This window comes from Pseudomonas sp. ok266 (assembly GCF_900110195.1).
GTDB classification, from domain to species: Bacteria; Pseudomonadota; Gammaproteobacteria; order Pseudomonadales; family Pseudomonadaceae; genus Aquipseudomonas; species Aquipseudomonas neuropathica.
Genome location: NZ_FOCU01000002.1, coordinates 405,042 through 430,809, shown reverse-complemented (window position 1 = coordinate 430,809; position 25,768 = coordinate 405,042). Strand labels below are relative to the sequence as shown.

Below are 25,768 nucleotides of genomic sequence, written 5' to 3'. Positions count from 1 at the left end.
TCAAAGCGCTGCCTCGATCAGCTCGTTCAGACTGACCACGGCATTAGCGCCCTGTACCTGCGCAAAACGCTGCAACCAATCAGCGAGAGTAAACGTGCAGTGGACCCGCTCATCGAGCCGGACTGTTATTTCCATTGGCGTGTTTTCCTCGCCGCCCTGCGGCTCGACATCCCGCACAATCAGCGTGCTTGCACTGTCCGGGTCGGCAATCACCAGATGCCCTTCAACCCGCGACATCAAAAGGCGCGCGCAGTCAGCCATGTCGAGGAACAGCAGGTTCGTGCCCGGACCATCGTCGTCCGCTGCCAGCCGCGTATCGACCACGATGCAATCCAGACGCTGCCAGGTTTCGTCGGTGATGCGATACCCGGTTTCCCGGGAACCGAAGGCCAGAATCAGTGTGTCGATGCCATCGGGCAACAATGCGCAGACATCGGTCACGTCATCGCTCAAGGACAGGGACAACACCTCGCCTTCGCGGTGCGCGTGGCAGCCCGGAATCCAGACAGGATCAGGATCGACCGGGCCTGTGCTGAAGACAAGTCCGTCAACTGCGTCGAATAGCAGCGCAGCGGTGTTTTGGCGCGTGCCAAGAAACGTCGGCCACTGTCGCGCATGGCGGGCGGTGACCTCAAACAAGCGATCCGTTGCAGGCAGGTAATACGTGTAGCGCGTGCCGGTATGTTCGACCGGCACGACCTGCGCGTGGACCTGCCCCGCGAGCAGTGCTTTCAAGCGCGTACGCCACTGCTCGGCCGTCTGCCCCTGCACGTGCGACCAGCGATTTTCCACGCTGATGATCCGCGCTGGCTGCTGATCGTGCAGTTCGACATTGACCCCGTCGCGGGTTTGCCCGAGCAGACCTTGTCCATGCCTCAGCACGTGAACAAATGACCACTGCGGCCAGATCTTTTCTGCCATGGGCAACTGCCCGGGGCTCACGCGCTGCGGCCCAGCAGCAAACGCGACGCGCAATGCCTCGATGGCAATCGTCGGCTGGCGATAAAGCCGCCCGGTCGAACCCTCCAGCAACCATGCGGCCTGTTTGTCCGGCGTCAGTCCCAACGGCGTCAACTGCACTTCAGGTCCGATGTTCGACACGACGAATTGCTCCTCGATGCACCACGCCGGCAGAAATGCATGACCCGCCCCATTGCCCAATCCGATGAGCGGAAAAGGTTCGGCTTTGTAGACTTTTGCCAGCGCCGGCAAGGCGTCCAGCCAGTCGGAGTTGAGCTGTAGCCAGCGCTGGCCGAGGCCGGCAAATTTCAGAATGTTCGGCGTGGGAATGCCGTCCGTCCACTGCTCATCTTTGATGCTGGTGTCGACCTCGAAGAGGCGGCCGTCGGCCTTGGTGGCAATGTAGCTTCCGTACGTTTGGGTGACGTCGACAATATCGCGCTCGATGACCCGATTGATAAATTGCCCCACCCTCGGCTCCACCCCTTGACTGATGGTCTGCGCTTGCTTGCTGTAGAACAGCAGCGCACCGCTCTGCGGATCGGCCGGCATCAACATGACCATGTCCGCCTCACTGCCCAACCCCGCCGAAAAATAGTGGCCGGTGCGTTTGTTGACCCAGGCACGCCGGCGCAATCCTTCGAAGTAGTAGGTGCGCGCGTAAACGAACGCTGCATATACCCAGGTGCTGATGGCATTGGCCATGCCCGGGGTTTCATCGTTATACGCGCCGAAGGTCGTGAAGTGATGCAAGTCGCCCTGCCCGGGACGCGCGGTGGGTTCCTCGATAAACGATGACTTGATGCCCGTCAGGACCACGGCCGCATCGCTGAGGCGATACTCCAGCGTGGTTTCGGTTTCAGTTATCCGGGCGTCGATCAGCAAGCGTTGCAACACTCGCAAACTGCCATCGGCGTCCTGGACACAACCCATGATGTGCGACCCGCTCGCGGGGTTCATCAAGCGGTAGCGATGCACAACCGTGCCGGTGATCGCGTCGACACGCCAGACCGTCGCCCGTTGCGGATGGTAGAACCAGGCATGGCGGGCACTGGCGCCGCCCAACAGCAGCCCCTCGTTCACCGCGCTCGGCAGATTGCGCGCGTACAACAGACGATCACTGGTCGCGTCATACCAGGCGGTGGTCACCACCATGGCGGCGGGCATGCGGAATTTGTACAGCGCCACAGCATTTGCGACCAATCGGCCTTCGCGGGCGTGCTGGCGCAGCATCGCCAGTATTTGCGGCAGGCGGCTTTGCTCATCAAGGGTGACCGACTGTAAGCGAAGGCAGCGCTCCCACCCATCGACCCGGAACAGGCCCTCGGCCAGTTCGATCAAGCCATCGAAAACCGACAGCAACGTGCCGTCAACCATCAGTTGGACTTCATCATCATTTTCCCGATTCGGGGCGGCAAATCTGACCTGTTCCAGGCAAGCCCAGGTCGCCTGCACGATCCACTTGGCAGGGCCATTAAATCTGACCGAGACGATGCCGGGTGCAAGCCTGATCCGGTATTGCCCCTCGGGTGCGCTGATTGCGTAGGAAATCCTGTTGTGCACCAGCGCTTCCAGCGTCGGCACCACCAACTGGCGTACCTGACTGTCCAGCACCACGCTGATGTCTGTCGGTTGATAGACCGGATGCAGCTTGTACAGAATGTGCGGCAGCGACGGGTTGCTGGTGAGATAAAAGCGCCGGTTTCCGTGTTGGTCATACTCCAGCGTGTCCGCCATGCGATCCGTCACTTGCGGGTAGCGGGTTCCAGCAGGGATGTCGCCAGCGTCCCCGACCTCGCCGGGAAGGGGGTCGTAGGTGTACCCGCCCAGCCCCTTCAACTGATACTCGTAACCGTAATGGCAGATCGGCGTGCACGGCAGCACCAGCGTCTCGAGCCTGTCGGTTTCGTCGCGGTAAAGATGAACGACCTCGGGCAGCCCCAGTGCCTGGCGGATATCGAGGGACAGGTGAATAGCCTGCGGGTCATCGTTGTACTGCGGCAGCTCCAGTGGCCCGCCCGTCCAGGGGTAAAACTTCTGGCTGTCGAAGCGCACGTCATTGGTTTGCAGGTTCAGACTGACGATGACCGCCTCTACGGGAAATTGCAGCACGCCATCCTTCAAGGTGTAGGCACCGCGCCGGTAAGCATGACCGATCGCCCGCAGATGATTGCCCACCGCCGTCGCCTTGTCCCTGATCTGTCCCAGGTTGCTGGCAATCGCCGTCACCCCAATGCCGACACCCAGCAGCGGCACCGAGAGAACGGCCGCTGCCGTGCCCACCGCCCCGCCAGCCGCCAAAGCAACAACATCCAGCCCCAATGCGGCAACGTTGAATACCAGTGAGGTGGAGAACCGCGAGCGTTGCTCGTGGTTCTCGGCCACCGACAGGTTGTGGAGATCGAAGCCGATGTTGGCGAGCGAAAATACCAATCCGCCTGCCGTGGTGGCACGCCCCAGCAGACGCCCGGACAACGACGACTGACCAAGCGCCAATGCCCGTTCGCTGGCCGCCACCTGACGCACCAGATTGATCGTCTGGGCCGTGTCGCTCAATACGCCGAAACCCAACTGCGCATAGTTGAAATAGACCTGCACTTGCAGGGCTATCGACAGAACCGGCGCCCGCTCGCCATCAACCTGATAGTCACGATGGCGCATTTCAGTGACCAACGCCTGGATCGCGAAGGCGAAACTCAGACGACTGCCGCCGTCGGCTTCGACCGCGGCACTCGGCTTGCCCGTCAATGCGATAACCAAACGTTGAAGGTGTTTCTTAAGCCTGTCGAACCGCGCATCGGCGGTGCCGACCGTCAATGATCTGGCCGGGTTTTGCACATCCACCAGCGTCAGCGAATAACCCGCGTCCGGGTTTGCCTTGAGCGTTTCCAGCAGCGGCAGATAGTCGCGACCCAATGTGTGTTCAGCGCGTAATTGCCGGGTCGCCTGATCAAATTCCTGCGCCCAGTAACGCGCGTCCAACTGCGCAAGGCTAGCCCCCAGCCGCGCGTTTTCACTGAGTGAGCGCGTGCGTGCGACAGCTTGGCTGGCCCAGATCGAAGCCGCCTGAGGATCGGCGAGCGCTGCGGTTTGCAAAAAACTCTCGACGCGCAACCCGGACGACAATGTCCGCTCGGCGAGCGCTACGGTGTCCAGTTCGATTACATCGAATTGCGCAGTGCCGATGTCAGTCAGGCCGTACAACTTCGCCAAAGTGTTGCCGTCGTCACTTAAATAGCGTGCCACGCCCTGCTTCATTTCTGCGCTGGCGGCAAATCCATAAATCGCAAAATTGGGATCATAAAAGCGATAGAACGTTTGCTCATCCACTTGCACTTTGGCTACCAGCAAAGCGTGATTGCCTGTATCGAGCAGCAGGACGCCGGGGGCGGTTTTCGCTTCCAGTGTCTGCATCACGCTGTCGAGGTTTTGCCGGCCACGAGCCTGTCCGATCGCACGCCCGGAGACCTCGCCCAGCTCATCCAGCGCACTGAGCAACGCCCGCGAATCAACGTCTTCCGGCCTCAGGCTGGCATTGGCCACACGTCCGATCAGTGCACGCTCGGCCAACCCGCCAGCCGCCACGGCGGCGCCCATCAACAACGCCAGCGGATAGCAACGGCGTCCCGGGTCGCCCGTGCTGCGCCTCAACAAATCCTGCGGCAGCTGTCTGACAGACACGGCACCGGACTGGAACAACGCCTCCCGCACCTGGCCACCCCGCTTGAAAATGTGCCTGTGGTATTCACGCTGTGCCGTGCGATTGATCTGTCCGATGCGCTCGCCCCACTGTTTCAGCGTCAGCGGTTCGCTCATCGCCAACGCCTTGAGTTCGCGCGCCGTGTGCGTGCCGTGGATGCTCGCGCCGGCAAGCCCCGCCTCGAAGGTCGGCGACGCCTGCTGAATCAGGGCCTTTTCGATCGCGTGGTAACGGGCGAACAAACCGCCCTCAGCGGTTTCCCGAGCGATGTCCATAACGCTCTGCCAGACCGGGGCAAACCCGGCGGCATCCAGACTGTTTGCCCCCAACATCCCGCCGAGGATGACGCGTTGCAACGGGCTGAGTTGCTCAACCGCCAGCGAGCCATGGGCAACGAGGGTGAACAACTCATTGAGATTGCGGGTAGGCTCCGCGCCATGGGAAAGCGGAATCTCACGGACTGTTTGCGCGCGAATCTGCTCACGGCTGTCGAAACCGATGGAGATCGCTGAATTGAACGTCATGTCGCCGCTCAACTTCTCCTGCATCGCGCGCAGGAAGGGCTCGCCCAGATCGTCCATCAGTGGCTGCAATACCGAGGTCAACATCACCGGTTGGCCTTCGATGACCGGCCAGCCCTGCTTGAAGGTTAGCGTGTGCGCTTTCAGCAGATCCGCCAGTTGGCCGACGTAGCGCGATTTCAGTTTGCCGTTCTGCCACTTTTCCCGCTCCTCAAGCAACCATTGCTCGGCCTTACCATCGACGGTCCAGCCGGAGATCATCTCCTCCTCGGTGTGGGTGTTGTAGCCTTCGAGCAACTTCAGGCGCTCACGGATCTGCACATGTCGATCGGGTTGCAGGTGCTGCTCTATGTATTTGAGCAGCGCGGCCGCGGCGGCCCCCGGGCCGGTCAGGGTGATGGTGCCGCGGGCTTCAAGGCGAATGCCATCGCGGTAATAGGTAAAAATCGCGTCGATCAATCTGGAGCGGAACACCTCGCCTTGCGCTTCAGGCAGTTTGCCCTGCGCCTGAGCTTCGTTGACCACATTCTCGACCACATCAAACATCCGTGCCTGATCCGTCGCGTCGATGCCGGCGAGCGCCGCACGCCGCTCCACTTCCAGCAGACAGTCATAATTGAGGCGGATCATCTGCATGTACGCCAGGGTCATGGCACTGCCGGGATGGGCCAGCATGTGCGCATTCATTTCCGCCCAGTCCGGCAAGCCATAGGCCGTGCCCAAACGCATCGAGTCCTGCGGCACCGCGTGATCTTGCGGTGCGACAAAGATCTCGCTTAGCGGGTGTTGCTCACGGGCAAACGCCGTCAATGCCTCGAGGTGTTCGGGCGGGATTTTGTCAGTGCGGTCGAGATACCGCTGGCGGTCGCGTCCCGGCATCAACGCTTCATTGTGGTTGAACAGCAACTGCAAAACGCCGATTCGGCCTTCTTCGCCGACGCTGAGAATATCGACGCCGGCCAGCGTGTCCGCCAGTGGCGGCAAGTAATCCATGTCACTGTAACGGCCACCTTCGAGGTATTCGGCCTGCAGGCGCACGACATCGCTCGCTGCGGCAAAATTGCCGCGCATGGCCACCTCGCGCTGATAGACATCCTGCAAAAAGTGCCCGGCAAATTCGTCGCCGACATCGCGCAATTGCAGGTCCGCTCCGAGCATCGCCTGATGCGTCTGCAGGCAGCGCTGGCGAAAGGCTTCGAGCGTCGCCCGATCCTTGCCGTAGGCACGCACCATCAAGTCGATACGCGCTTCGTCGGCTCGCCCCCGCCACTGGGCTTGCTGAAGGTGGGCGAACATCTGCTGCTTCAACACCCGCGCACGGTCTTCGATCATCTGCGACAACTGAAAAGCCTTGCTGACCTTGTCACCGCCCGACTCCAGCGCATCCACTCTGGCGCTGTCGAGGATCACCCGGTTCATTTCAAAGGCCAGCAACGCATCACTGTCGTACCAGAGGTTGAAGCGGTAACCCTGCGGCTCCAGCACCTGGCGCCAGATGTTCATGTAGTCGCGCTGATTGGCCCCGACTTCACTGCCGCCCACCCAGACAAAGTGCATGATTTTCGCCACGGGCCTGGCCACGCCATGGAGCATGGCGTGTGTGTCCTCCAGCCTGGCGACAGACTTGACCAGATCCGATCTGATCTGGCTGATGGCTTCGGAAACGGGCTGAGTCCTGCGTTGGAGGAACGACTCCAGCGCCTGCTGAAACAGCTTGATCAACAGCAGTCGCTGCGGGTCATCAGCGGCTTGTCTGGCCAGTTCATAGTGCGACAGCAACACCTTGTATTCAGCGCTGCCGGCAAACTCGCTCAGCGCCCGCTGCAGTTGCGAGAAGTCTTTGACGGAAAGGATTTCGTACGGCTTGTTGGTTTTCATCGTGGCACTTCTTCCATAACGGCTTCGTTCGCCACGAAACTATTGAACTGGAGTACCACGCTCAAACCCGAACAAACTCAAACGATGTCCAGTGAAACAGCCAATAACACTCGGGGTTTGCGCTTGAACCATGTGGCAATGAATTGCCTCGTTTCTTACCGGCGCACAAACGCACAAGGCCGCCAATCCAGAAGATTGGCGGCCTTGTGTTCGAGCGGGATGATTCAATCCGAAGCGTTAACCGGATATCACGTCTCACGCAGTTGCTTACAACTGCGCTGGACGCTCAACACGACATTCTCACGCCCCGGGTTTTTCACCGTACCAGCGCGGGGTGTAAACCCAGACGCCGCCGTCGCCGCGCGGGAAGGTGCAGGTGGTCGAAGAACCAATCAACACCATGGTGCGCATATCCACTTGCTCGGGGGTTAAGGCGCCGAGTGTCGTGGTGCGCAGGGTCTGGCCCGGACGGCCGATGTCGCGGCCCAACACCACGGGTGTTTGCGGCGTGCGATGCTGCGCGACAATCTCCAGCGCCCGGCCCAGTTGCCACGGACGCGCCCGGGAGATCGGGTTGTAGAACGCCAACGCCAGATCCGCTTCAGCGGCCAGATCCAGACGTTTTTCGATGATCGACCAAGGCTTGAGATTGTCCGACAGCGACATCACGCAGAAGTCATGGCCCAGTGGCGCACCGGCCTGTGCTGCGGTGGCCAGCGAAGCGGAAACACCCGGGAGAATTTCCAGATCGACGCTGTGCCACGCCGGGTCCGTCGACTCGTGCAAGGCTTCGAGCACCGCCGCCGCCATGGCGAACACGCCGGGATCACCCGATGACACAACAATCACCGAGCGCCCCTCGGCGGCCAGCCTGAAGGCGTGACGGGCGCGCTGCATCTCTTCGCGGTTATCGGTGCAGTGCTGCACTTGATCGTCGCGAAACGGCCCGGCCATGCGTACATAGGTTTCGTAGCCGAGCACATCGGTGGCGCGGGCCAGTTCGGCTTTGACTGCCGGCACCATCAGTTCGGCAGCGCCGGGGCCGAGGCCGATCACGGCGAGACGGCCGCGTGGCCGGCCAATGCTGGAAACCTCCAAAGGCTGTTCGGCGACCGCGATTGCCATGCCGTGGCTGACCACAACTTTAGCCTCAGGCACTGCGGCACGTGCCAGAGTTTCGATGTCGCTTTGCGCCGCAACGAAGCGCAGCGGCACACCCAGCTCAAGCGCCGCTTCACGCAAAACTGGCGCAGCCATTTGCGTCTCGCTGGCCAACAGACAGGCCAGCGACTGCACGGCGATTTGCGCCTGCTGCAACGCCCGGCGAACGGCATTCGCCAGATCAGCTGTTTCGGCACTCACCGCCAGCGCCACGCTGCGTGGATAGATCAGTAACTCATTGGCACTCGCTTCACGCGCGACACTGCCGACATGAATCGAACGCTGCGCCTGCGGATCTTCCGGCAATTGCGCCTGATCCAGCCACGGCGCCGCGCCTTCGATGCGCACGCTGTGACCGGCCAACAGGTCGGAGACAAAACGCTTGCCCAGTTCCAGATCGCCCAGGGCGTAACCGCTCGGAGGGTTGAGCAGGCACGTGCCAAAACGCAACTCGCCGCTGGTGGTGATCGCGGCTGCGACTTGCAGCCCGGCAGCGATGTCGCGCGCCATGACATTCACTCCGCCGAGGCCACCCAACAGCGGCACCACGGCGCTGCCGTCTTCGGCCACGGCGAGTACCGCAGGCTCGGCGCCCTTTTCCAGCAACAGCGGCGCCAGCGTACGGATGACGATGCCGGCCGCGCACAGGGCAATGATCGGCGTGTCTTGCTGATACAACGCGCGCAGGGTCGTGCCGAACTCCTGATAGGTGCACTCGGCGCCTTCGACGCGCCCGGCGAGGCCGTGGATCTGCGCTGCCGGATAGACCTGCTGAATGCGCCGCGCGGTGGCCAGGCTACCCTGACCGAGAATGACGATGGCTGGCGTGGATTGAGTCATCAGCCTTGCCACCGTTCGCCCGGCACGATGATCAGCGAGAAGTACGGCGACGACATCGGCTCGACCTGATCCATCGACACGATTTTCTGATTGGCCATGGTCGCGCGCTCGACATACAGCGCGCGTTCGGCCAGACCGAGTTCTTCGAGGACCTGACGCACTTTGGGGAAATTGCGCCCCAGCTTCATGATCACCGCCGCGTCGGCATCGGCCAGACGCCGCTTCAACTCTTCATGGGGCAACACGCCCGAGAGCACCGACAGGCTCTGATTGCGATACACCAGCGGCGCGCCGAGCACCGAAGCGCCGCCCAGCATCGAGCACACGCCCGGCACCACTTGGGCTTCATAACGAGTGGCGAGGCGATCGTGCAGGTACATGTAGGAGCCGTAGAAGAACGGATCACCTTCACAAATCACCGCCACATCGCGACCGGCATCCAGGTGTGCGGCGAGCGTCTCGGCGGCTTCGTCGTAGAAATCGCTGATGACCTGCTCATAGGACAGCGGCGCCGGCAGCGCTTCGGTGGTCACCGGGTAGACCAACGGCAACAGGTTCTGCGCCTGTTGCAGATGCGCTTCGATGATGCCGAACGCGTTGCCCTTTTTGCCCTTGGCGACGAAGTACGCCACCACCGGCGATTCGCGCAGCAGGCGCAGGGCTTTGACGGTAATCAACTCCGGATCCCCCGGGCCGACGCCCAGGCCAAGCAAACGTCCTTTGGCCTGCATCATTCGATCTCCGTGGCGAGGGCATTGACGGCGGCGGCGGCCATGGCGCTGCCACCGAGGCGGCCTTGCATGATCACGAACGGCACGCCACGGCTGTCGGCGGCCAGGGCGGCTTTCGACTCGGCGGCACCGACGAAGCCGACCGGGAAGCCGAGGATCAGCGCCGGTTTCGGTGCGCCGGCGTCAAGCATTTCCAGCAGATAAAACAGTGCGGTCGGCGCGTTGCCGATTACCACTACGCTGCCTTCCAGATGCGGACGCCACAGCTCCAGTGCGGCGGCGGAACGGGTGTTGCCCAGCTCGCGCGCCAACTCCGGCACGCTCTCGTCACGCAAGGTGCAGATCACTTCGTTGTTGGCCGGCAGGCGCGCACGGGTCACACCTTCGGAGACCATCCGCGCATCGCAGAGGATCGGCGCACCGGCGGCGAGCGCATCGCGCCCGGCCTTGCCCGCACCTTCGGAGAACTGCAGACCGTCAATGGCCTCGACCATGCCGCAGGCGTGAATCACCCGCACCGCGAGTTTTTCCAGATCGGCCGGGATGCGCGCCAGATTGGCCTCGCGGCGAATGATCGCGAAGGAGTTGCGATAAATCTCCTGACCATCGCGGATGTAATCAAGCATCAAAGGGGCTCCGAGAGCGGGCGGCGAGCAGGGTCGCGGCCGCTTCAATAGTAAGGTTGCGTGCGTGCAGCGCGCCGAAACCCGGCTGCGTTGCATCGCGAAAATAGAGGTCGTAATGACCGGCACTGACGGCCAGCAACGTCGCCGGGGCACAGTGGGCGGCGGCGCACGAGCGCATGCAGCCGCTGAGATGCACGTTGACGGCCGTGGGCAGCAGCGTCGCCAGATGGCGGGCGTCCTGCTTGGTGTCGGCCAGGCCTTTGCCGCAGCCACTGGCACCGGTGCAAGCGATCAGGCGTGAGAGGGGCTCGGTAGCGCGGGTCAACAGGTTCAGGTGCTCAAGGCCTTCCAGCACCTGAGCCGCATCACTTGCTTTGACGTCCGGCACCAGCAGGCTTTGCCAAGGCGTAAAACGCAGGCTGCCATTGCCGAACTGGCGGGCCAGTTGCGCAGCCCCGCGCAGCATCGCCGGATCGAGACGGCCCAGCGCCGGCACCGCACCGATATACACCTGACCCGCAGTGTTTTGCGGATGAACACCGATGTGCAGATCGTCCGCCACGGCGGTGCGCTGCCAATCGCTGATCGGCTTGATCGGCAAACGTGCGCTCAGTTGTTGCAGAAACGCCGGCATCGGCAATTCATCGAGCAAATGACGCATGCGCGTCTGCTCGGGACGCGCCAACGCCAGGAACAACTCCAGCACCGCCACCACCAACGCATGGCCGTGCTCCAGCGCCACCGCGCCGACCGCACGATCCGTCGGGCATCCGGCCAGGCCGAACGCCAGCCAGGGCTCACCGTAACGCGCGAACGCCGACAACCACAGGTCGTGGGGATGTTCGAGCATCGCCAGCGCTTCACCGCCATCCAGTTGCACGGCGAATTTGGCGCTCAGCTCGTGGAACCGTGGATGGCTTTGCAAAGTATCGAGGATCTGCCCGGCGAGGCCGCGCGTGTCGATCTGCATCTGCCGATCAATGCCGGCTGCGGGGCTGAGCATCAGGTTGCGCACATCGTCACCGGCCGCCGTGCGCGGGCCGAGACCGGCGGCGAGCAAGCGTTCGATCAGTGCCGCAGATTGCTCACCGATCCCGCGAATCTGCAGATTGGCACGGTTGGTCGCCTCGATCGCCGCGCCGAACTGTTCGGCAGCATCGGCCACCGCGTCGGCCTGATCGGCGCTGATCGAACCGCCATTGAGCTTGATCCGGCAGATGCCGCCGTCCAGTGCCTGGACGATACGCAGCAACCCCGGGCAGGCCGAGGGGCGTAAGGCGGTGGACATCGGGCGTTCGTTCAAGGGGCTGACCGGCTGCGTGGGAAAGGCGCTTCGCGGGCGAAGGCGCGGTATTATGCCTGCTTTGTCCGCTGGCATGAAAAGACTGCCCGTCGGAACGGCGTGTTTAGAGGAATATAGATGTCACCCTGGCTGACGGTAGTGGGAATCGGTGAAGACGGCTTCAAGGGCTTGGGCAAAAACGCCCGGCGTGCCCTGCTGGGCGCCTCGCGGATCGTCGGAGGCCAGCGTCAACTGGATTTGCTGCCGGTGTGTATTCGCGGCGAACGCCAGTTGTGGCCGAGCCCGTTCTCCCTCGCACCGGTGCTGGAACAGCGTGGCGAAGCAGTTTGCGTATTGGCCAGCGGTGACCCGATGTTCTACGGCGTCGGTGCCAGCCTCGCCCGCCAGGTGCCAAGTGAAGAGATGCTGATCCTGCCCGCCCCGTCGTCCTGCGCGCTGGCCGCCGCCCGTCTCGGCTGGCCATTGCAGGAGGTGGTGACGCTGTCGCTGGTGGCCCGACCGCTGGCGGCGCTCAATGCGCAATTGTTCAGCGGCGTGCGCCTGTTGTTGCTGAGCAACGATGGCCAGAGCCCGGCGGCGGTCGCGCAATTGCTCGGCGAGCGCGGCTTCGGTTCGAGTCGCATGAGCGTGCTTGAGCATCTTGGCGGTGACGCCGAACGGCGCATCGACAGCACCGCCAATGCCTGGAATACCGTGTCCGTGGCCGACCTCAATGTCATCGCCATCGAATGTCTGGCCGACGCACAGGCCCCGCGCCTTTCGCGTCTCGCCGGACTGCCGGATTCGGCCTTCCAGCATGACGGCCAGTTGACCAAACGCGACGTGCGCGCCATCACCCTCGCCCGCCTCGCCCCGACCCCCGGCGAACTGCTCTGGGATGTCGGCGCCGGTAGCGGTTCGATCGGTATCGAGTGGATGCGTACGCACCCGAGCTGCCGCGCCTTGGCCATCGAAGCCGATGATGGTCGCCAGCAATTGATCGAGCACAACCGCGATGCACTGGGCGTGCCGGGCCTGCAACTGATTCGCGGCAAGGCACCGCAGGCACTCGCGGGACTGGAACGCCCGGACGCCATCTTCATCGGCGGCGGCGTCACCCGTGAGGGCGTGTTCGAAACCTGCTGGGAACAGCTCAAACCCGGTGGCCGTCTGGTCGCCAACGCGGTGACGCTGCAAAGCGAAATGGCCCTGATGAACTGGCGCGAACGCTTCGGCGGCGAGCTGACGCGTATCCATGTCGCCCAAGCGCAGCCGCTCGGCGAGTTCGACACCTGGCGCCAGGCGCTGCCGATCACCCTGCTCGATCTGGTCAAACCCCTCGATGCGTGACGAAACCGCCGAACAACCCGCGCCCCTGCGCAGCGGCCTGACCACCGGTAGCTGTGCCACCGCGACCAGCCTGGCCGCCGCGCGCCTGTTGCTCAGCGGACTGGCGGCCGATGCGGTGCAGATCGTCTTGCCCAAAGGCAAACAAGTGCAGATGCGTCTGGAGTTCTGCCGGTTGACCGATGATGGCGCCGAGGCCGGCACGATCAAGGATGCTGGCGACGATCCCGACGTGACTCACGGCGCGTTGCTCTATTCGCGCGTGCGGCTGCTGAGTGAACCGGGGATTCGTTTCAATGCCGGCGCCGGCGTGGGCACCGTAACGCGGCCGGGACTGGTGCTGGGTGTCGGCGAGCCGGCAATCAACCCGGTGCCACGCAAGATGATCAGTGATCACCTGACACTGCTTGCCACCGAAACCGGTTATGCCGGCGGCTTCGACGTCACGGTCAACGTCGAGGGCGGCGAAGCGCTGGCGCTGAAAACCATGAATCCACGGCTGGGCATTCTTGGCGGTTTGTCGATCCTAGGCACCAGCGGCATCGTCCGGCCATTTTCCTGCGCGGCTTACATCGCCTCGATCCATCAAGGCATCGATGTGGCGAAAACCAATGGTTATCTGCACATCGCCGCGTGCACCGGCAATGCCAGCGAAGACACCATGCGCCGGGTCTACAACCTGCCGGAAATCGCCCTGATCGAAATGGGCGACTTCGTCGGCGCGGTGCTCAAGCATCTGCGCAAAGTGCCTGTGGATAAACTCAGCCTGTGCGGCGGCTTCGGCAAGATCAGCAAACTGGCGGCCGGACACATGGATCTGCACTCGCGGCATTCAAGTATCGACTTGCCGCAACTGGCTGAGTGGGCCGCGGCGATTGGTGCCGAAGAGGCGTTGCAGCAAAGCATTCGTGAGGCCAATACCAGCCAGCAGGCATTGGCCATGGCCAGTGCGGCGGGGATCGCCCTCGGTGATGAGGTCTGCCGCCATGCGTTGAATTTCGCCCGCAGCGTGGTGCCGCCGCAGGTGCAGGTCGAGGTGTTTGCGATTGATCGTCAGGGCGGCATTGTCGGACAGGCCGGAGGTTTTGCATGAAGCGGATTTTGCTGCTCGGCGGCGTCACTGAGGCACTGACGATTGCCCGCACGCTTGGGCCAGAACATATCTACAGCCTCGCCGGTGTTGGTCGGGTGCCGACGGATCTGACTTGTCAGGTGCGCGTCGGTGGTTACGGTGGCGCTGAGGGTCTGGCGCAATTCATTCGTGACGAAGGCATCGAGCTGTTGCTCGACGCCACGCATCCGTATGCCGCGCAAATCAGCCAGAATGCCGCGACCGCCGCACACCTGACCGGCATCCCCTGCTGGGCGCTGCGCCGTCCGGCCTGGCAGCCGCAGCCCGGTGATGACTGGCGTGAAGTCAGCGACTGGGCCGAGTTGATCACCGCCCTCAAACCGTTTCGCCGACCGCTGTTCACCCTCGGCCGCGAACCGCTGCAGCACCTCGATGAAATCCCTGCTGAGCAGTTCTGGACCCTGCGCGCCCTCGAGGTCTACCCCGGCAACGAACGCTGCGAAGTGATCGGCGCGCGGGGGCCGTTTCTGCTTGAAGATGAGCGAGCGCTGTTTGAGCGGCTGCAGATCGATGTGTTGATCAGCAAGAACAGCGGCAGCACCGCCACCGAGCCGAAGCTGGAAGTAGCGCGCGAGCGTGGGGTGCCGGTGGTTGTGTTGAAGCGACCGGGGTTGCCGGGGGTTGATCGGGAGTTTCGATCAGCGTCTGAAGTCCTTGAAGCCCTGACGTCGTAAGACTTTTCATCATTCCGTATTTATCTGTGAATTTACCTGCAAATTTTGAGGACGCAGCCGACTGTTCTTCACTACACCCTCACTCCAATACTTCGGTTCCTTTAATCCCCACAAGCAGCCAGCCGAGAAAAGCGGCTTGCCAGCTTGTATCCCAAGGAATACGATCCCGACATGATCGCTTTTGAACGATCCCGCATATTTTCCGAATGGCTCGACTCCTTAAAAGACATCAAAGGGAAAGGCCGAATCATCTCCAGGATTAAAACAGCCGAACATGGCAACTTCGGCGATTGCGGCTTCGTCGGTGACACCGTTTATGAAATGCGTGTTCATTACGGCCCTGGTTACAGAATGTACTTCACACGTAAAGGCGAAGTGATTTATCTGCTGTTGATCGGGGGCGACAAATCGACACAAAAGAGAGATATCAAACGCGCCGTGCAAATGGCTCATAACATCGGAAATGAGGAGTAAATCATGACCGAAGAATTCGCCCGTTTTGACGCCGTCGAGTACCTCAAGACTCCCGAGGATATGGCGGCATATCTGGATGCCTGTTTTGACGACGATGAAGGCGATGGCGTTCTGATTCGTGCAGCACTCAATGACATCGCCCGAGCTCAAGGCATGACACAAGTGGCGCGGGATGCAGGTTTGGGCCGCGAAAGTCTTTATAAAGCGCTCAGTAGCACTGGCAATCCCGAATTCGCAACTATCATGAAAGTCATGAAGGCTCTGGGTTTGCGATTGCATGCCGTAACACTGTGAAGGCGCTGCGACACCAAACCGCACGACGCTTTTTTACTTATCGGCCCTGATCAGGCTAAATAGCCGCGCCTGATCGCCCACCCAATGGATCTGTCCCATGAACCGACACCGGCTAGCAATTGCCTGGATCGCCTGCTTTGCAGTGCTGTTCAACATGCTCGCCATGCCGATGACGGGAGCGATGGCGCAGGCGGCCAATTCACCGGCCGAACAGTTGCTCTGGAGCAGTTTCTGCACCGGCAGCGGGACGAAGATGGTGGCGATCAACATCGGCACCATCGATCAAAAAGCCCCGACCAACGACAATCATTCGAACATGCAGCATTGCTGGTGCTGCTCAGGCTCGGCGCCACTGGTGGGGCTGCCGGGGCATTCCCCGCAGCTGTATTTCGCCCGCTACGAAAGCAACCGCAGCGTGGCGCCAGCCTCTCTGCAAACACCCACTCCGCGCCAGCAATGGCCGAGTCTCAATCCCCGCGCTTCCCCTCTGGTTTGATTTGTTCGCGCAATTGACCTGCGTTTCAAATCGTTCTGGAGAACTGCCATGTTGAACAAACTCATCATCGTCGCTGCGCTGCTGTTGCCGGCGTGCTTTGCCCATGCTCACGAATACAAAGTTGGGGAACTTGAGATCGCCCATCCGTGGTCGCAAGAGTTGCCGCCGAATGCACCGACGGTCGCCGCCTATTTCATCATTCACAACGCTGGCAAGACTGACGATCGTTTACTCAGCGTCGATTCGCCCATCGCTCCGGAAGCGCAACTGCACGAACACGTGATGCAGGGCGATCTGATGAAGATGCAACAAGTGCCGAGCGTGGCCATTCCGGCCGGCGGCAACGTGACGTTTGCGCCAATGGCCTATCACGTGATGCTGCTCAACCCGAAAGACCGCAGCCTGCTCAGCGACGGCAAGCGCTTCCCGCTGACGCTGCATTTCGAGAAGGCCGGTGACGTCACCGTCGAAGTCTCGGTGCAGAAGAAACCGCCGGAAACCACGCAGGCCCACGCGCACGCCCAGTAAGCCTTCCGGCAGACTCCGCCCATGCGCCCGCTGAGCGCCAGGCCCTCCCGGCAACGCCGTCAGACTCAACACCTGACTCGCGGCAGCTGGATCGCCCTGTTCGCCATGTTGATGATTTTCATCGGCCCACTGATTTCTCAGTCGATGCCGATGGATCAACACGCCTCGACATCGATGCCGTTGAGCATGGACATGTCGATGGACATGCCGGGCATGGATCACGCGGGCCATGATGCAAAACCGAGCGCCGAACACTGCCCACCGCAATCCTCGCACCACGTGCTGTGGGAAAAGTGCGGCTACTGCAGCCTGCTGTTCAACTGCCCGGCGCTGACTGGGGGCGGTGATTTCGTCGCCTTCAACATCCCGCCGCTGAACACCTTCACCCCGCCCTCCCCGCGCCTGGGCCACGCCCGGCAGACCTTCTTCCCCGGCGCCCGCACCCGCGCCCCGCCCATCGCAGCGTAAACACGCACCTTTGATTGCACACGGTTGAGAAGACAGCTTCAGGCTGCCGGCCGTGTCGTTTACGACTGTTTGATGGAAATTGTCATGTCCAGGTTTTCTGCTGTTCCACGCTCGGGCGTTGCCCCGGCGTCCTTCGCTCTGAACGAATCGCGGGTTCGTTTCAGGCACGCTACCGCCGTCCTTTGCGGCGTCCTGCTGTCACCGCTGGTACTGGCCGATGATCACGCCGGCCACCAGGAAGAACTGAGCCCTACGGTGATTACCGCGATCGCCCCGAGCTCACCGCTGACCATCGTCACCAACCCCAAAGACCCGCGCCAACCGGTGCCGGCCAGTGATGGCGGCGATTATCTGAAGACCATTCCGGGCTTTGCGCTGGTGCGCAATGGCGGCACCAACGGCGATCCGGTACTGCGCGGCATGTTCGGTTCGCGCCTGAACATCCTCACCAACGGCAGCATGATGCTCGGCGCCTGCCCCGGCCGAATGGACGCGCCGACTTCGTATATCTCGCCGGAAACCTACGACAAACTCACCGTGATCAAAGGCCCGCAAACGGTGCTTTACGGCCCCGGCGCGTCGGCGGGTACGGTGCTGTTCGATCGTGAGCCAGAGAGCTTCGGCGAACTCGGCACCCGCGTGAACGCAAGCATTCTGGCCGGCTCCCACGGACGTTTTGACAAGGTTGTCGATGCCGCTGCCGGCGGGCCGTTGGGCTACGTGCGAGTAATCGGCAACACCGCGCATTCCGACGATTACCGCGATGGCAACAACGACATCGTCGCCTCACGCTACGACAAGTGGAACGGCGACATCGCAGTGGGCTGGACCCCGGACGCCGACACCCTGATCGAACTCACCGCCGGCAAGGGCGATGGCGAAGCGCGCTACGCCGGACGCGGCATGGACGGCTCGCAATTCCTACGCGAAAGCCTCGGCCTGCGTTTCGAAAAATCCAACATCACTGACGTGCTGGAGAAACTCGAAGCGCAGGTCTACTACAACTACGCCGACCATGTGATGGACAACTACACCCTGCGCACGCCGTCCGGCACCGGGATGATGGCGGGCCCAATGGCGTCCAATGTCGACCGCCGCACCCTCGGCGCGCGGATCAAAGCCACCTGGCGCTGGGCTGATATTCAGCTGATCACCGGCCTCGACGCGCAGACCAACGAACACCGCCAGCGCAGCGGCATGGGCATCGATACCTACAAGGATCAGCCGTACAGCAAGGACGCCGATTTCCATAACTATGGCGTGTTCAGCGAAATGACCTGGTACGCCGCCGACCGTGATCGGCTGATCAGCGGCGCCCGCGTCGACCGCGCTTCAGCCAAGGATTACCGGCAAACCACCGGCTCGGGAATGATGTCCCGCCCCAACCCGACCGCCGACGATACCCGCGCCGACACCCTGCCCAGCGGGTTCATCCGCTACGAGCATGACCTCGCCGACAGTCCGACCACGCTCTATGCGGGCCTCGGTCACGCGCAACGCTTCCCGGATTACTGGGAGCTGTTTTCGCCCAAATCCGGCCCGGCAGGATCGGTCAACGCGTTCGATTCGATCAAACCGGAAAAGACCACTCAGTTCGACTTTGGCGTGAACTACAAGAGCGCCGAACTTGAAGCCTGGGCCTCGGGTTATATCGGCGTGGTGCGCGATTACATCCTCTTTGATTACACCCCGGGAATGATGGGCATGAGCACCTCGCGCGCCGAGAACATTGACGCGCGAATCATGGGCGGTGAACTCGGTGCCGCGTACAGACTCACCGACCACTGGAAAGCCGATGCGACCCTGGCCTACGCCTGGGGCAAGAACAGCAGTGACGGCAAGGCTCTGCCACAGATGCCGCCGCTGGATGCACGCTTCGGTCTGACCTATAGCGAAGACAACTGGAGCGCCGGTGCACTTTGGAGGGTGGTTGCCGCGCAAAATCGTATCGATCAGAACAAGGGCAACGTGGTCGGCAAGGATTACGACAAGAGTTCGGGCTTCGGCGTGTTCTCACTCAACGGTGCCTACCGGATCAACAAGAACTGGAAGGTCAGCAGCGGCGTCGACAACCTGTTCGGCAAGGCTTACGCCGAACACCTGAACCTGGCGGGCAACGCCGGATTCGGCTACCCGGCCAATGACCCGCAAGCGATCAATGAGCCGGGGCGCACGCTCTGGACCAAGGTCGACATGAGTTTCTAACAGCATCGCCAGCAGGCTGGCTCCCACTGTAGGAGTGAGCCTGCTCGCGATCGGTTGCGCAGCAACCGCCAATGACAACTAGAAGATCCAAGCCAAGCGGAGCACACGTGATGAAACAGCCCAAACCGAATTTCTACAACCTGGCCTGGCGTTGGCATTTTTACGCCGGTCTCTTCGTCGCCCCGTTCATGGTGATGCTGGCCCTGACCGGCATCATTTATCTGTTCAAACCGCAGCTCGATTCGTTGATGTACAGCAGCCTGCTCAATGTCCCCGCCGGCCATCACACTGTCCCGGCCGATGACCTGCTGCAGCGGGTGAAAAGCGCTTATCCACAAGGCCAGGTCACCCAATACCTGCCACCGGTCAACGCCGAGCGCAGCGCACAGTTTGTGGTGAAGAACGTCGGCCACGAACTCAACGTATTCGTCGATCCATACCACGGTGACATCCTTGGCGAGCAGGATGCCAAGCAGAATCTGCAAGCCATCGCCCGCGCCATCCACGGTGAGTTGATGATCGGCACCGTCGGTGACCGCCTCATCGAAATGGCCGCCGGCTGGGGCGTGGTGCTAGTGGTGTCGGGACTTTTCCTGTGGTGGCCACGCGGTCAGGCCGCGGGGATTTTGTGGCCACGGCTGAACAGTCGCGGCCGCGTGCTGTGGCGTGATCTGCACGCGGTCACCGGGTTCTGGGGCGCCACACTGTTGCTGGTAATGTTGCTCAGTGGCATGACCTGGACCGGTTTCTGGGGCAAGCAATACGCCCAGGTGTGGAACGTCTTTCCAGCGGCGATGTGGGACAACGTGCCGACCTCCGATGTCGAGGCGCGCAGCCTTAACAGCGCCACCCGCCAGACCGTGCCATGGGCGATGGAAAACACGCCGATGCCAATGTCCGGCGACCACGCCGAACACATGAACCACGGCGCCAGCAACGCCGGCCCCGCAGCACCCGCCATCCGCCTGCAAGACGTGCAAAACATTGCTACCCAACGCAAGGTCGAGCCGGGCTACAGCATCACCCTGCCGACCACCGCCACCGGTGTGTTCACCATCGCTGTGTTCGCCGATGACCCGCGCAACGATGCGACCCTGCATGTCGATCAGTACACCGGCAAGGTCCTCGCCGATGTGCGTTTCGAACATTACGGCACTGTGGCACGGGCCACGGAAATCGGCGTGATGCTCCACGAAGGCAAGATGTTCGGCACCTTCAACCAGATCGTCGTGCTGCTGATCTGTCTGATGATTCTGCTCAGTGCCGTCAGTGGTGTGGTGATCTGGTGGAAGCGTAGGCCACAGGGCAAATTCGGCGTACCGCCGCTGCGTCATGACTTGCCGAAATGGAAAACCGGCGTGGTCATCATGTTGGCGCTGGCGGTGGTGTTCCCGTTGGTGGGGGCTTCGCTGGTGGTCGTCTGGTTGCTGGATCGATTGCTGCTATCGCTCATTGACCGGCAACCTGAGTCTGCCTCGACGTAAATCCGACTCAATGTGGAGTGGCCGCCGACGGCGGCACACTCCTGCCGTGTAGCCACTGGATCGAACGTTACAACTCGTCCCTGACTCGCGCACCACCCTCCGTTACAGGCTGCTGGCGACGCACTCTCCAGCCGGCGCCCATTCGTCCGGTCTGACGCCAGTAATGCCCGGCGACCAGCACCCTGAATTCACCCAGCTCCATGAGTTGTGAAACAAACTCGCCTGGACTCAGCCGGCTGACCCAGCGCCCCGCTTCGAAATCCACAGGCCGGGCCAGCAGCAAATCCCTCTCGGCCTGCGAGTAAACGGGTGTGTACCTGATCAACACGTGGTTCGGCGTTGAGTAGTAATAATCCTGAATGTCGAAACCCTGGTTCTTCAGTTCATGCGTATGCGCATGCACCCGCGCAGGCGAAGCGAAATTTGCTCTGACATCATCAGTGTCCGGTGCGAGCGTGGTATTGCCCGACAGATGGAACTGGTGGCTGGCCACGAGTGTGTAGCCATTGGGGTAACGCGCCGCCGGATTGCGCCAACTGATCGTCGGATCACTCGACGAGCGAAATATCCGCAGGACAGGGTCCTCGGCATGGGCAGACCAGACTATTGGCTCGAGCGGGACAAATCGACTGCTGGTCGACCGCGCCAGGATCGCGCCTTCGTAGCCGGTTTCACTGTGACCGGAATCGTCCGTGCGTTGTTGCGCATAGCGGGCGGCATCGTCAGGGTGATGAAAAATCGGTCCCAACGCCGGCACCGGGCTATCTCGCCATCGCTGCTCGTTGGAAGTATCGGCCATACGCGGTTGCCAATGCTCATCCACTTGACCCTGCCGCGACCAGTAGTCGCTGGTTTCTATCACGTCGAGCCGGCCGGCCTTGGCCATCCGGTGCACGTAGTCTGTAAATCTGAATCGGCCACTGGCAATGTCACGTTCATCGATCGCTGCCTGTTCACGCGACACAAACGCATTGGGGCGCAACTCAACCTGCCCGAAAGCGTCGTAGAACACGCCGGGTTCAAACGCATGCAATTGCAGCTTCAACAACGCGTCATCGGCACAGGAGATATAGATCGGTCTGTACCCCCGCGGCGTACTGGCCTGTCGGCAGGCTTGCTGAACATCGTTGGGAAGTACAAAGACATTTCGCATATCGTCAGGCCGTGCGCCGAGCGGAGGCAGCGCTGCGCGCAGATAAATCGAATCCTGCTCAAACCCTGAAGGCAGTCTTGCCTGTTCGAATACTCGATCCACAGCCAGGCCAGAGCGTTGCACTTCAACGGGCAGGCTGGCGAGGAACAAGCCATCCCGAGAGCGCAGTATGAATCCGAACGTCTGGGTGTCCCTGCTCACCGAGACTTCATGAACATACCGGGCAACAGCATCGGCTTGAACGAACACTGGGCTGCAAAGTGGTGCGCTCGCGGCTCTGGTGTAATCCATTAGAGGCTGCAGATCAGCAAAGAAAGGAACCCAGCGACTGATCTGGCGGGGCAAACCCCAGATTTCACTGCCGATGACAATTTGCAAGTAACCGGCCTTTGCCAAGGCGTCGACCCATTCACTCGGTTTCAGCTTGGCGCTACGTATGTTCTGTTTTATCGCATCGCCATCAAGGGACGCAGGAAGCGTTTTGTAATCCGTCAGAGCTGCCAAGAGATCTGCGCGCAGACGATCCCATATTCCTGGCTGATAGCGGATCAACGAACCGTCGGGGCCGAACAGGTATTCATCCCATGCCACTCTTGGTAGCCGCTGGAAGGATGAGTACACGGTGTCGACGGACAGCATGTTCAGATAGATCTGCTTCTCAATACGAGAAAAAATGACCGACAGCTCCCTGGCCACTCTGGATCGATAACGCGCCGTGATAATACAGCCATCAGGAAATACCCCGGCGCCCTTGCTTTCATCCGGAAAAATCTCGGTGATGTCGAAATCCTCCCGCGACACCTTGATGGGCGCAGAGGCTACGTAAAGGCCGTCGGGGCGTTTCAGAATGACGCCGCCAAAAGGTTTGTCCGTGACCAGCGGCAAGCTCGATCTGGCAAACGCTGCGGCATCGTCAGCACTCTGAAAAACCGGGCCGAGCCAGCGCCGCTGCAGATTCGCGTAGGGCTGCCACGTTGGCCTGACCATTCCTGACCGATCCCAGCACGCGCTTGTTCGCAACACCGAGAGTTCGCCGCTTTCAGCGACCGTATGGACGAAATCCGTCGGCAGCCACTCGCCGGACGCGAGCCCTCGCTTGATCGAGTCGAGTGTTGTCTCAGACGTGTCGTCATGGAACAACTTGCTTGCCTGACTCCTCGCATACTTGAGCAGAGCACCGTCCCGAGTGGCAAGATAAAACGCGGCGGGGCTTGACGCGATTACAGGCCGACGGCGACCGTAGTACATGGCTGTTGTCAGGATGTCTGGCGAAACAAAATACTGCGCCAGCCAGTCTTCAGGGCTGCTCGAAGATGCTTCTACTTTCTGATGCGCATAAAAGCTCCCATACATGTCGAAGCCTTCCGGGTATTGATGCCACGGCGCCGACCGTCGAGAGGCGAACACCAACGCCTGCCGAAAAAGATTGCTGTCTTGACCGCTGACTGGAAACAGTTCCGTGTCGATGTATTCCTCCCGATCCTTGTGCTTGAGGATGAATCCGAACCAGGCACGGTTCTCATCGTGCAAACGCCTGTCGCCAGCAAAGAGATACTGTGCCGCGTCGTCCGCCGAAGAACAGACAGGACCGTACAGGACGAACTCAGGCCGCTTCCATGGCAAAGGCCGAGGAGAAGATGGCCGGGGCGAAGACGACGAAGGATACGGGGGCAGCGACGGCTGAGGCAGGGACGGCGTAGGGAGTGCAGGTATGGGTGACGTCGGTTCTGCAGAGGTTGATCCGGCGGATTCTGACATGCTCCAGCCCGGTAATATTTGGCCGCGATGGCCCCACAACTCGTTGTCCGTCAGGTTGAACAGCCAGCCGGCGGCGGCCTGCTCCCTGATGAAGTCTTGCGGTCGCTTGCTGCCCTTGTCCAGACCTAGAGCCAATGGACCGGGATGCACGCGTGTTCCCAGGTGTCGCGCCAGATCCTTCGAAGCCGGGGTTGCGTAAGGTGCAAACCTGACCAGACTGTTCATGGCAGCAGAGCAATACAGAACGGTGTTATCGAGCAATACCTGCCGCACCTCTTCTACACTCAACATTTGCAGGCTTAGTAACGCCTCCTGGAGCGTCCACTTCCGGGAACTGATATTGACCGGCTCAAGCTGCGTGAGCGCGACGTGGGAGACATATCGGGCATGCACCACGTGGTCGTCAGGGAAAACCGGACGCCCTCGATTATCCCGAGGATAAAGTCGCCCCTGGTCCAGCACATCGATATCCCCTTCCAACGGCTCGGTGACCACAAAGCGTGTGTCGCTGCGCTGAAATACATAGCCTGCGTACTGGCGGTCACGGCGAATGCCGACTTGTTCGTGGGCATACCGAACGGCGTCATCGGCGGATAAAAACGCCTGACTCAATGGCGGCCAAGGGAAGTTCGCGAAGGGTATCCATTCCAGGCCCACCCTCCCCAAACGTGCCCAGAGCGCGCTGCCCCGCAACACCTCAAGCCGGCCCGCCAGTATCAGCATCGAGACAAATTCCCGTGGCGACAATGCTCCAGTCAGCAACCTGGATTGCACCCCGGCGTCGGTGATCGACCCGTCGGAATGCTCGACGCTCAGTGCCGCTTCTATCTCGCTGCCGCTGAAGCTGTACTTCAACATGGACGCATCGTTGGCCTGCATGTACAGCGACAAAGGTCGACCGGCCACAGCCAATTGCTGACTCCTCTTGTGACACGAAATGGCCAGAGCAATGTCCTGTGGCGTGAAGAAATTCTCGTAGAGCCACGGCTGAGCAGGAGTGAGCCGCGAAGGGTCAGGACGGGAGGCGTAGTAAAAACCTTCCAGCCTATAGCCTTCAGGCAACCGTAATTGACCGTCATCACCCGCCGCAAAGATCTTCGCTGGATCCCATGACGCGAGCCCGAACGGACGTGCATGGGTCGCGACATACTCATTGCCAGCAGTCTTCTTCAGCAGTAACCCCGAGTCCTGTGCACCTCTTAATTTCAGTGCAGCGAGTACCGCCCGCTCGACAGTGGAGCAAATGCGGGTCAGCAAAGGTAATTCGGTCACCCTGCCCGTTGAAAAACCCTGGCCTGGTTGCCAGTCCGGCGGTACGACACCCACCGAATGCCCCCAGTCTGCACTTGAAACGAGGACTTTCAGTTCACCGACAGATGCAAGCTTATTGATGATGCTCATCACGTCACGAGTCCACGGCTCACGCCCTGGTCGTGCACCTGCCTCGTGCCAACGGTAGTAATCGAGTTCCGCTTTCGAACCACTGGGCGAATACTTGAGCAATGTTCCATCGGGGCCGGAGAGGTATGAACTACGAAAATAGGCGCGCCCATCCACATCCCCCATGAAATCGCTACTGGAGAAGAAGTTGATGAAGAGTCGCAGGTTCATTTCATCCAGTTCTGGATAGGCCTCACCTACGACATCGTGAAGAGCGGCATGGCTGTGAATGTTTGCAGCAAACCGATACCCCTTGGGCGGCTCCAGCTCTCCCAGCGCATCAAAGTCGATGATGGTGCTCAAATCAAAGGTGGTGGCCTCTCCGGGTATCGGTGAAGTGGCCACGAATTTCCCATCCGGCCGCAGCAAAATCACGCTGCCATATTCCATTTCCGCCTTGGGCGGTATGCGCGTATGAACCCAATACGCAGCATCCTCCTCTGACAGAAACGGCGGACTCAGGGGAGGTAGCCTGGATTTTCGGGACTCGGTTGCGGCACGTCTGGATCGGACTGAACTATTACTCATGATAGAAACCTGCGAAGAACAATCGGGATAACGATCAAATGAGTGTGTTGCTGCACGCGCCGTGAGCCGAGGTACATGTTTATAGTTT

16 protein-coding genes are annotated in these 25,768 nt (G+C 61.1%); 10 read left to right on the top strand and 6 right to left on the bottom strand.

What is annotated here, in order from left to right:
• The 5 genes from BMY54_RS05385 to cobG all read right to left on the bottom strand — a co-directional run bounded on the left by BMY54_RS05385 (position 1) and on the right by cobG (position 11,705).
• Positions 1 to 7,059: a TcdA/TcdB catalytic glycosyltransferase domain-containing protein gene (locus BMY54_RS05385; RefSeq protein WP_093430240.1), complete on the bottom strand. Its 7,059-nt coding sequence runs from the start codon at positions 7,057 to 7,059 to the stop codon at positions 1 to 3.
• 300 nt (positions 7,060 to 7,359) lie between these two features.
• Positions 7,360 to 9,060: a precorrin-3B C(17)-methyltransferase gene (cobJ, locus tag BMY54_RS05380; RefSeq protein WP_093430239.1), complete on the bottom strand. Its 1,701-nt coding sequence runs from the start codon at positions 9,058 to 9,060 to the stop codon at positions 7,360 to 7,362.
• The gene (locus tag BMY54_RS05375) at positions 9,060 to 9,794 is read right to left on the bottom strand and encodes a precorrin-2 C(20)-methyltransferase (RefSeq protein WP_371748267.1); all 735 of its coding nucleotides are present in this window, start codon (positions 9,792 to 9,794) and stop codon (positions 9,060 to 9,062) included. The genes cobJ and BMY54_RS05375 overlap by 1 nt, the downstream gene beginning before the upstream one ends.
• A complete protein-coding gene (locus BMY54_RS05370) occupies positions 9,791 to 10,417 on the bottom strand; it encodes a precorrin-8X methylmutase (RefSeq protein ID WP_093430238.1) in 627 nt (208 codons plus the stop codon). Before BMY54_RS05370 ends, BMY54_RS05375 begins: the two co-directional genes overlap by 4 nt.
• Complete coding sequence (gene cobG, locus BMY54_RS05365; protein WP_305881819.1) at positions 10,410 to 11,705, bottom strand: precorrin-3B synthase; 1,296 nt, start codon at positions 11,703 to 11,705, stop codon at positions 10,410 to 10,412. The genes BMY54_RS05370 and cobG overlap by 8 nt, the downstream gene beginning before the upstream one ends.
• 132 nt (positions 11,706 to 11,837) lie before the next feature.
• On the opposite strand from cobG, the gene cbiE reads away from it, so the two are divergent.
• The 10 genes from cbiE to BMY54_RS05315 all read left to right on the top strand — a co-directional run bounded on the left by cbiE (position 11,838) and on the right by BMY54_RS05315 (position 20,801).
• Positions 11,838 to 13,049: a precorrin-6y C5,15-methyltransferase (decarboxylating) subunit CbiE gene (gene cbiE, locus BMY54_RS05360; RefSeq protein WP_093430236.1), complete on the top strand. Its 1,212-nt coding sequence runs from the start codon at positions 11,838 to 11,840 to the stop codon at positions 13,047 to 13,049.
• Complete coding sequence (locus BMY54_RS05355; RefSeq protein ID WP_093430235.1) at positions 13,042 to 14,139, top strand: cobalt-precorrin-5B (C(1))-methyltransferase; 1,098 nt, start codon at positions 13,042 to 13,044, stop codon at positions 14,137 to 14,139. The genes cbiE and BMY54_RS05355 overlap by 8 nt, the downstream gene beginning before the upstream one ends.
• Positions 14,136 to 14,852 carry a cobalt-precorrin-6A reductase gene (locus BMY54_RS05350; protein ID WP_093430234.1) on the top strand — a complete coding sequence of 239 codons (717 nt, stop codon included), beginning with the start codon at positions 14,136 to 14,138 and terminating at the stop codon, positions 14,850 to 14,852. The genes BMY54_RS05355 and BMY54_RS05350 overlap by 4 nt, the downstream gene beginning before the upstream one ends.
• Before the next feature lie 171 nt (positions 14,853 to 15,023).
• On the top strand, positions 15,024 to 15,326 hold the full coding sequence (locus BMY54_RS05345; protein WP_093430233.1) for a type II toxin-antitoxin system RelE/ParE family toxin: 303 nt from the start codon (positions 15,024 to 15,026) through the stop codon (positions 15,324 to 15,326).
• Positions 15,327 to 15,329: 3 nt separating this feature from the next.
• Entirely contained in the window at positions 15,330 to 15,620 is a 291-nt protein-coding gene (locus BMY54_RS05340; protein ID WP_093430232.1) for an addiction module antidote protein, read from the top strand.
• A 97-nt stretch (positions 15,621 to 15,717) separates the two neighbouring features.
• Entirely contained in the window at positions 15,718 to 16,116 is a 399-nt protein-coding gene (locus BMY54_RS05335) for a DUF2946 domain-containing protein (RefSeq protein WP_093430231.1), read from the top strand.
• A 48-nt stretch (positions 16,117 to 16,164) separates the two neighbouring features.
• Positions 16,165 to 16,644 carry a copper chaperone PCu(A)C gene (locus BMY54_RS05330; RefSeq protein ID WP_093430230.1) on the top strand — a complete coding sequence of 160 codons (480 nt, stop codon included), beginning with the start codon at positions 16,165 to 16,167 and terminating at the stop codon, positions 16,642 to 16,644.
• 21 nt (positions 16,645 to 16,665) lie between these two features.
• Positions 16,666 to 17,112, top strand: coding sequence for a DUF2946 domain-containing protein (locus tag BMY54_RS05325; protein ID WP_093430229.1), 447 nt, complete (start codon positions 16,666 to 16,668; stop codon positions 17,110 to 17,112).
• An 84-nt stretch (positions 17,113 to 17,196) separates the two neighbouring features.
• Entirely contained in the window at positions 17,197 to 19,317 is a 2,121-nt protein-coding gene (locus BMY54_RS05320; RefSeq protein WP_093430228.1) for a TonB-dependent copper receptor, read from the top strand.
• Between the two features lie 110 nt (positions 19,318 to 19,427).
• Positions 19,428 to 20,801 carry a PepSY-associated TM helix domain-containing protein gene (locus BMY54_RS05315; RefSeq protein WP_093430227.1) on the top strand — a complete coding sequence of 458 codons (1,374 nt, stop codon included), beginning with the start codon at positions 19,428 to 19,430 and terminating at the stop codon, positions 20,799 to 20,801.
• A gap of 67 nt (positions 20,802 to 20,868) precedes the next feature.
• Here the strand turns inward: BMY54_RS05315 and BMY54_RS05310 are convergent, their stop codons facing one another.
• Positions 20,869 to 25,680: a DUF4329 domain-containing protein gene (locus BMY54_RS05310; protein WP_093430226.1), complete on the bottom strand. Its 4,812-nt coding sequence runs from the start codon at positions 25,678 to 25,680 to the stop codon at positions 20,869 to 20,871.
• Positions 25,681 to 25,768 lie beyond the last annotated feature (88 nt).

What these genes read in the sequence shown, in the direction of transcription:
- BMY54_RS05350 (WP_093430234.1), top strand. Translation starts at nt 14,136, where the DNA reads ATGAAGCGGATTTTGCTGCTCGGCGGCGTCACTGAGGCACTGACGATT.
- BMY54_RS05310 (WP_093430226.1), bottom strand. Translation starts at nt 25,680, where the DNA reads ATGAGTAATAGTTCAGTCCGATCCAGACGTGCCGCAACCGAGTCCCGA.
- BMY54_RS05370 (WP_093430238.1), bottom strand. Translation starts at nt 10,417, where the DNA reads ATGCTTGATTACATCCGCGATGGTCAGGAGATTTATCGCAACTCCTTC.
- BMY54_RS05345 (WP_093430233.1), top strand. Translation starts at nt 15,024, where the DNA reads ATGATCGCTTTTGAACGATCCCGCATATTTTCCGAATGGCTCGACTCC.
- BMY54_RS05340 (WP_093430232.1), top strand. Translation starts at nt 15,330, where the DNA reads ATGACCGAAGAATTCGCCCGTTTTGACGCCGTCGAGTACCTCAAGACT.
- BMY54_RS05335 (WP_093430231.1), top strand. Translation starts at nt 15,718, where the DNA reads ATGAACCGACACCGGCTAGCAATTGCCTGGATCGCCTGCTTTGCAGTG.
- BMY54_RS05320 (WP_093430228.1), top strand. Translation starts at nt 17,197, where the DNA reads ATGTCCAGGTTTTCTGCTGTTCCACGCTCGGGCGTTGCCCCGGCGTCC.
- BMY54_RS05385 (WP_093430240.1), bottom strand. Translation starts at nt 7,059, where the DNA reads ATGAAAACCAACAAGCCGTACGAAATCCTTTCCGTCAAAGACTTCTCG.
- BMY54_RS05355 (WP_093430235.1), top strand. Translation starts at nt 13,042, where the DNA reads ATGCGTGACGAAACCGCCGAACAACCCGCGCCCCTGCGCAGCGGCCTG.
- cobJ (WP_093430239.1), bottom strand. Translation starts at nt 9,060, where the DNA reads ATGACTCAATCCACGCCAGCCATCGTCATTCTCGGTCAGGGTAGCCTG.
- cbiE (WP_093430236.1), top strand. Translation starts at nt 11,838, where the DNA reads ATGTCACCCTGGCTGACGGTAGTGGGAATCGGTGAAGACGGCTTCAAG.
- BMY54_RS05330 (WP_093430230.1), top strand. Translation starts at nt 16,165, where the DNA reads ATGTTGAACAAACTCATCATCGTCGCTGCGCTGCTGTTGCCGGCGTGC.
- BMY54_RS05325 (WP_093430229.1), top strand. Translation starts at nt 16,666, where the DNA reads ATGCGCCCGCTGAGCGCCAGGCCCTCCCGGCAACGCCGTCAGACTCAA.
- cobG (WP_305881819.1), bottom strand. Translation starts at nt 11,705, where the DNA reads ATGTCCACCGCCTTACGCCCCTCGGCCTGCCCGGGGTTGCTGCGTATC.
- BMY54_RS05375 (WP_371748267.1), bottom strand. Translation starts at nt 9,794, where the DNA reads ATGATGCAGGCCAAAGGACGTTTGCTTGGCCTGGGCGTCGGCCCGGGG.
- BMY54_RS05315 (WP_093430227.1), top strand. Translation starts at nt 19,428, where the DNA reads ATGAAACAGCCCAAACCGAATTTCTACAACCTGGCCTGGCGTTGGCAT.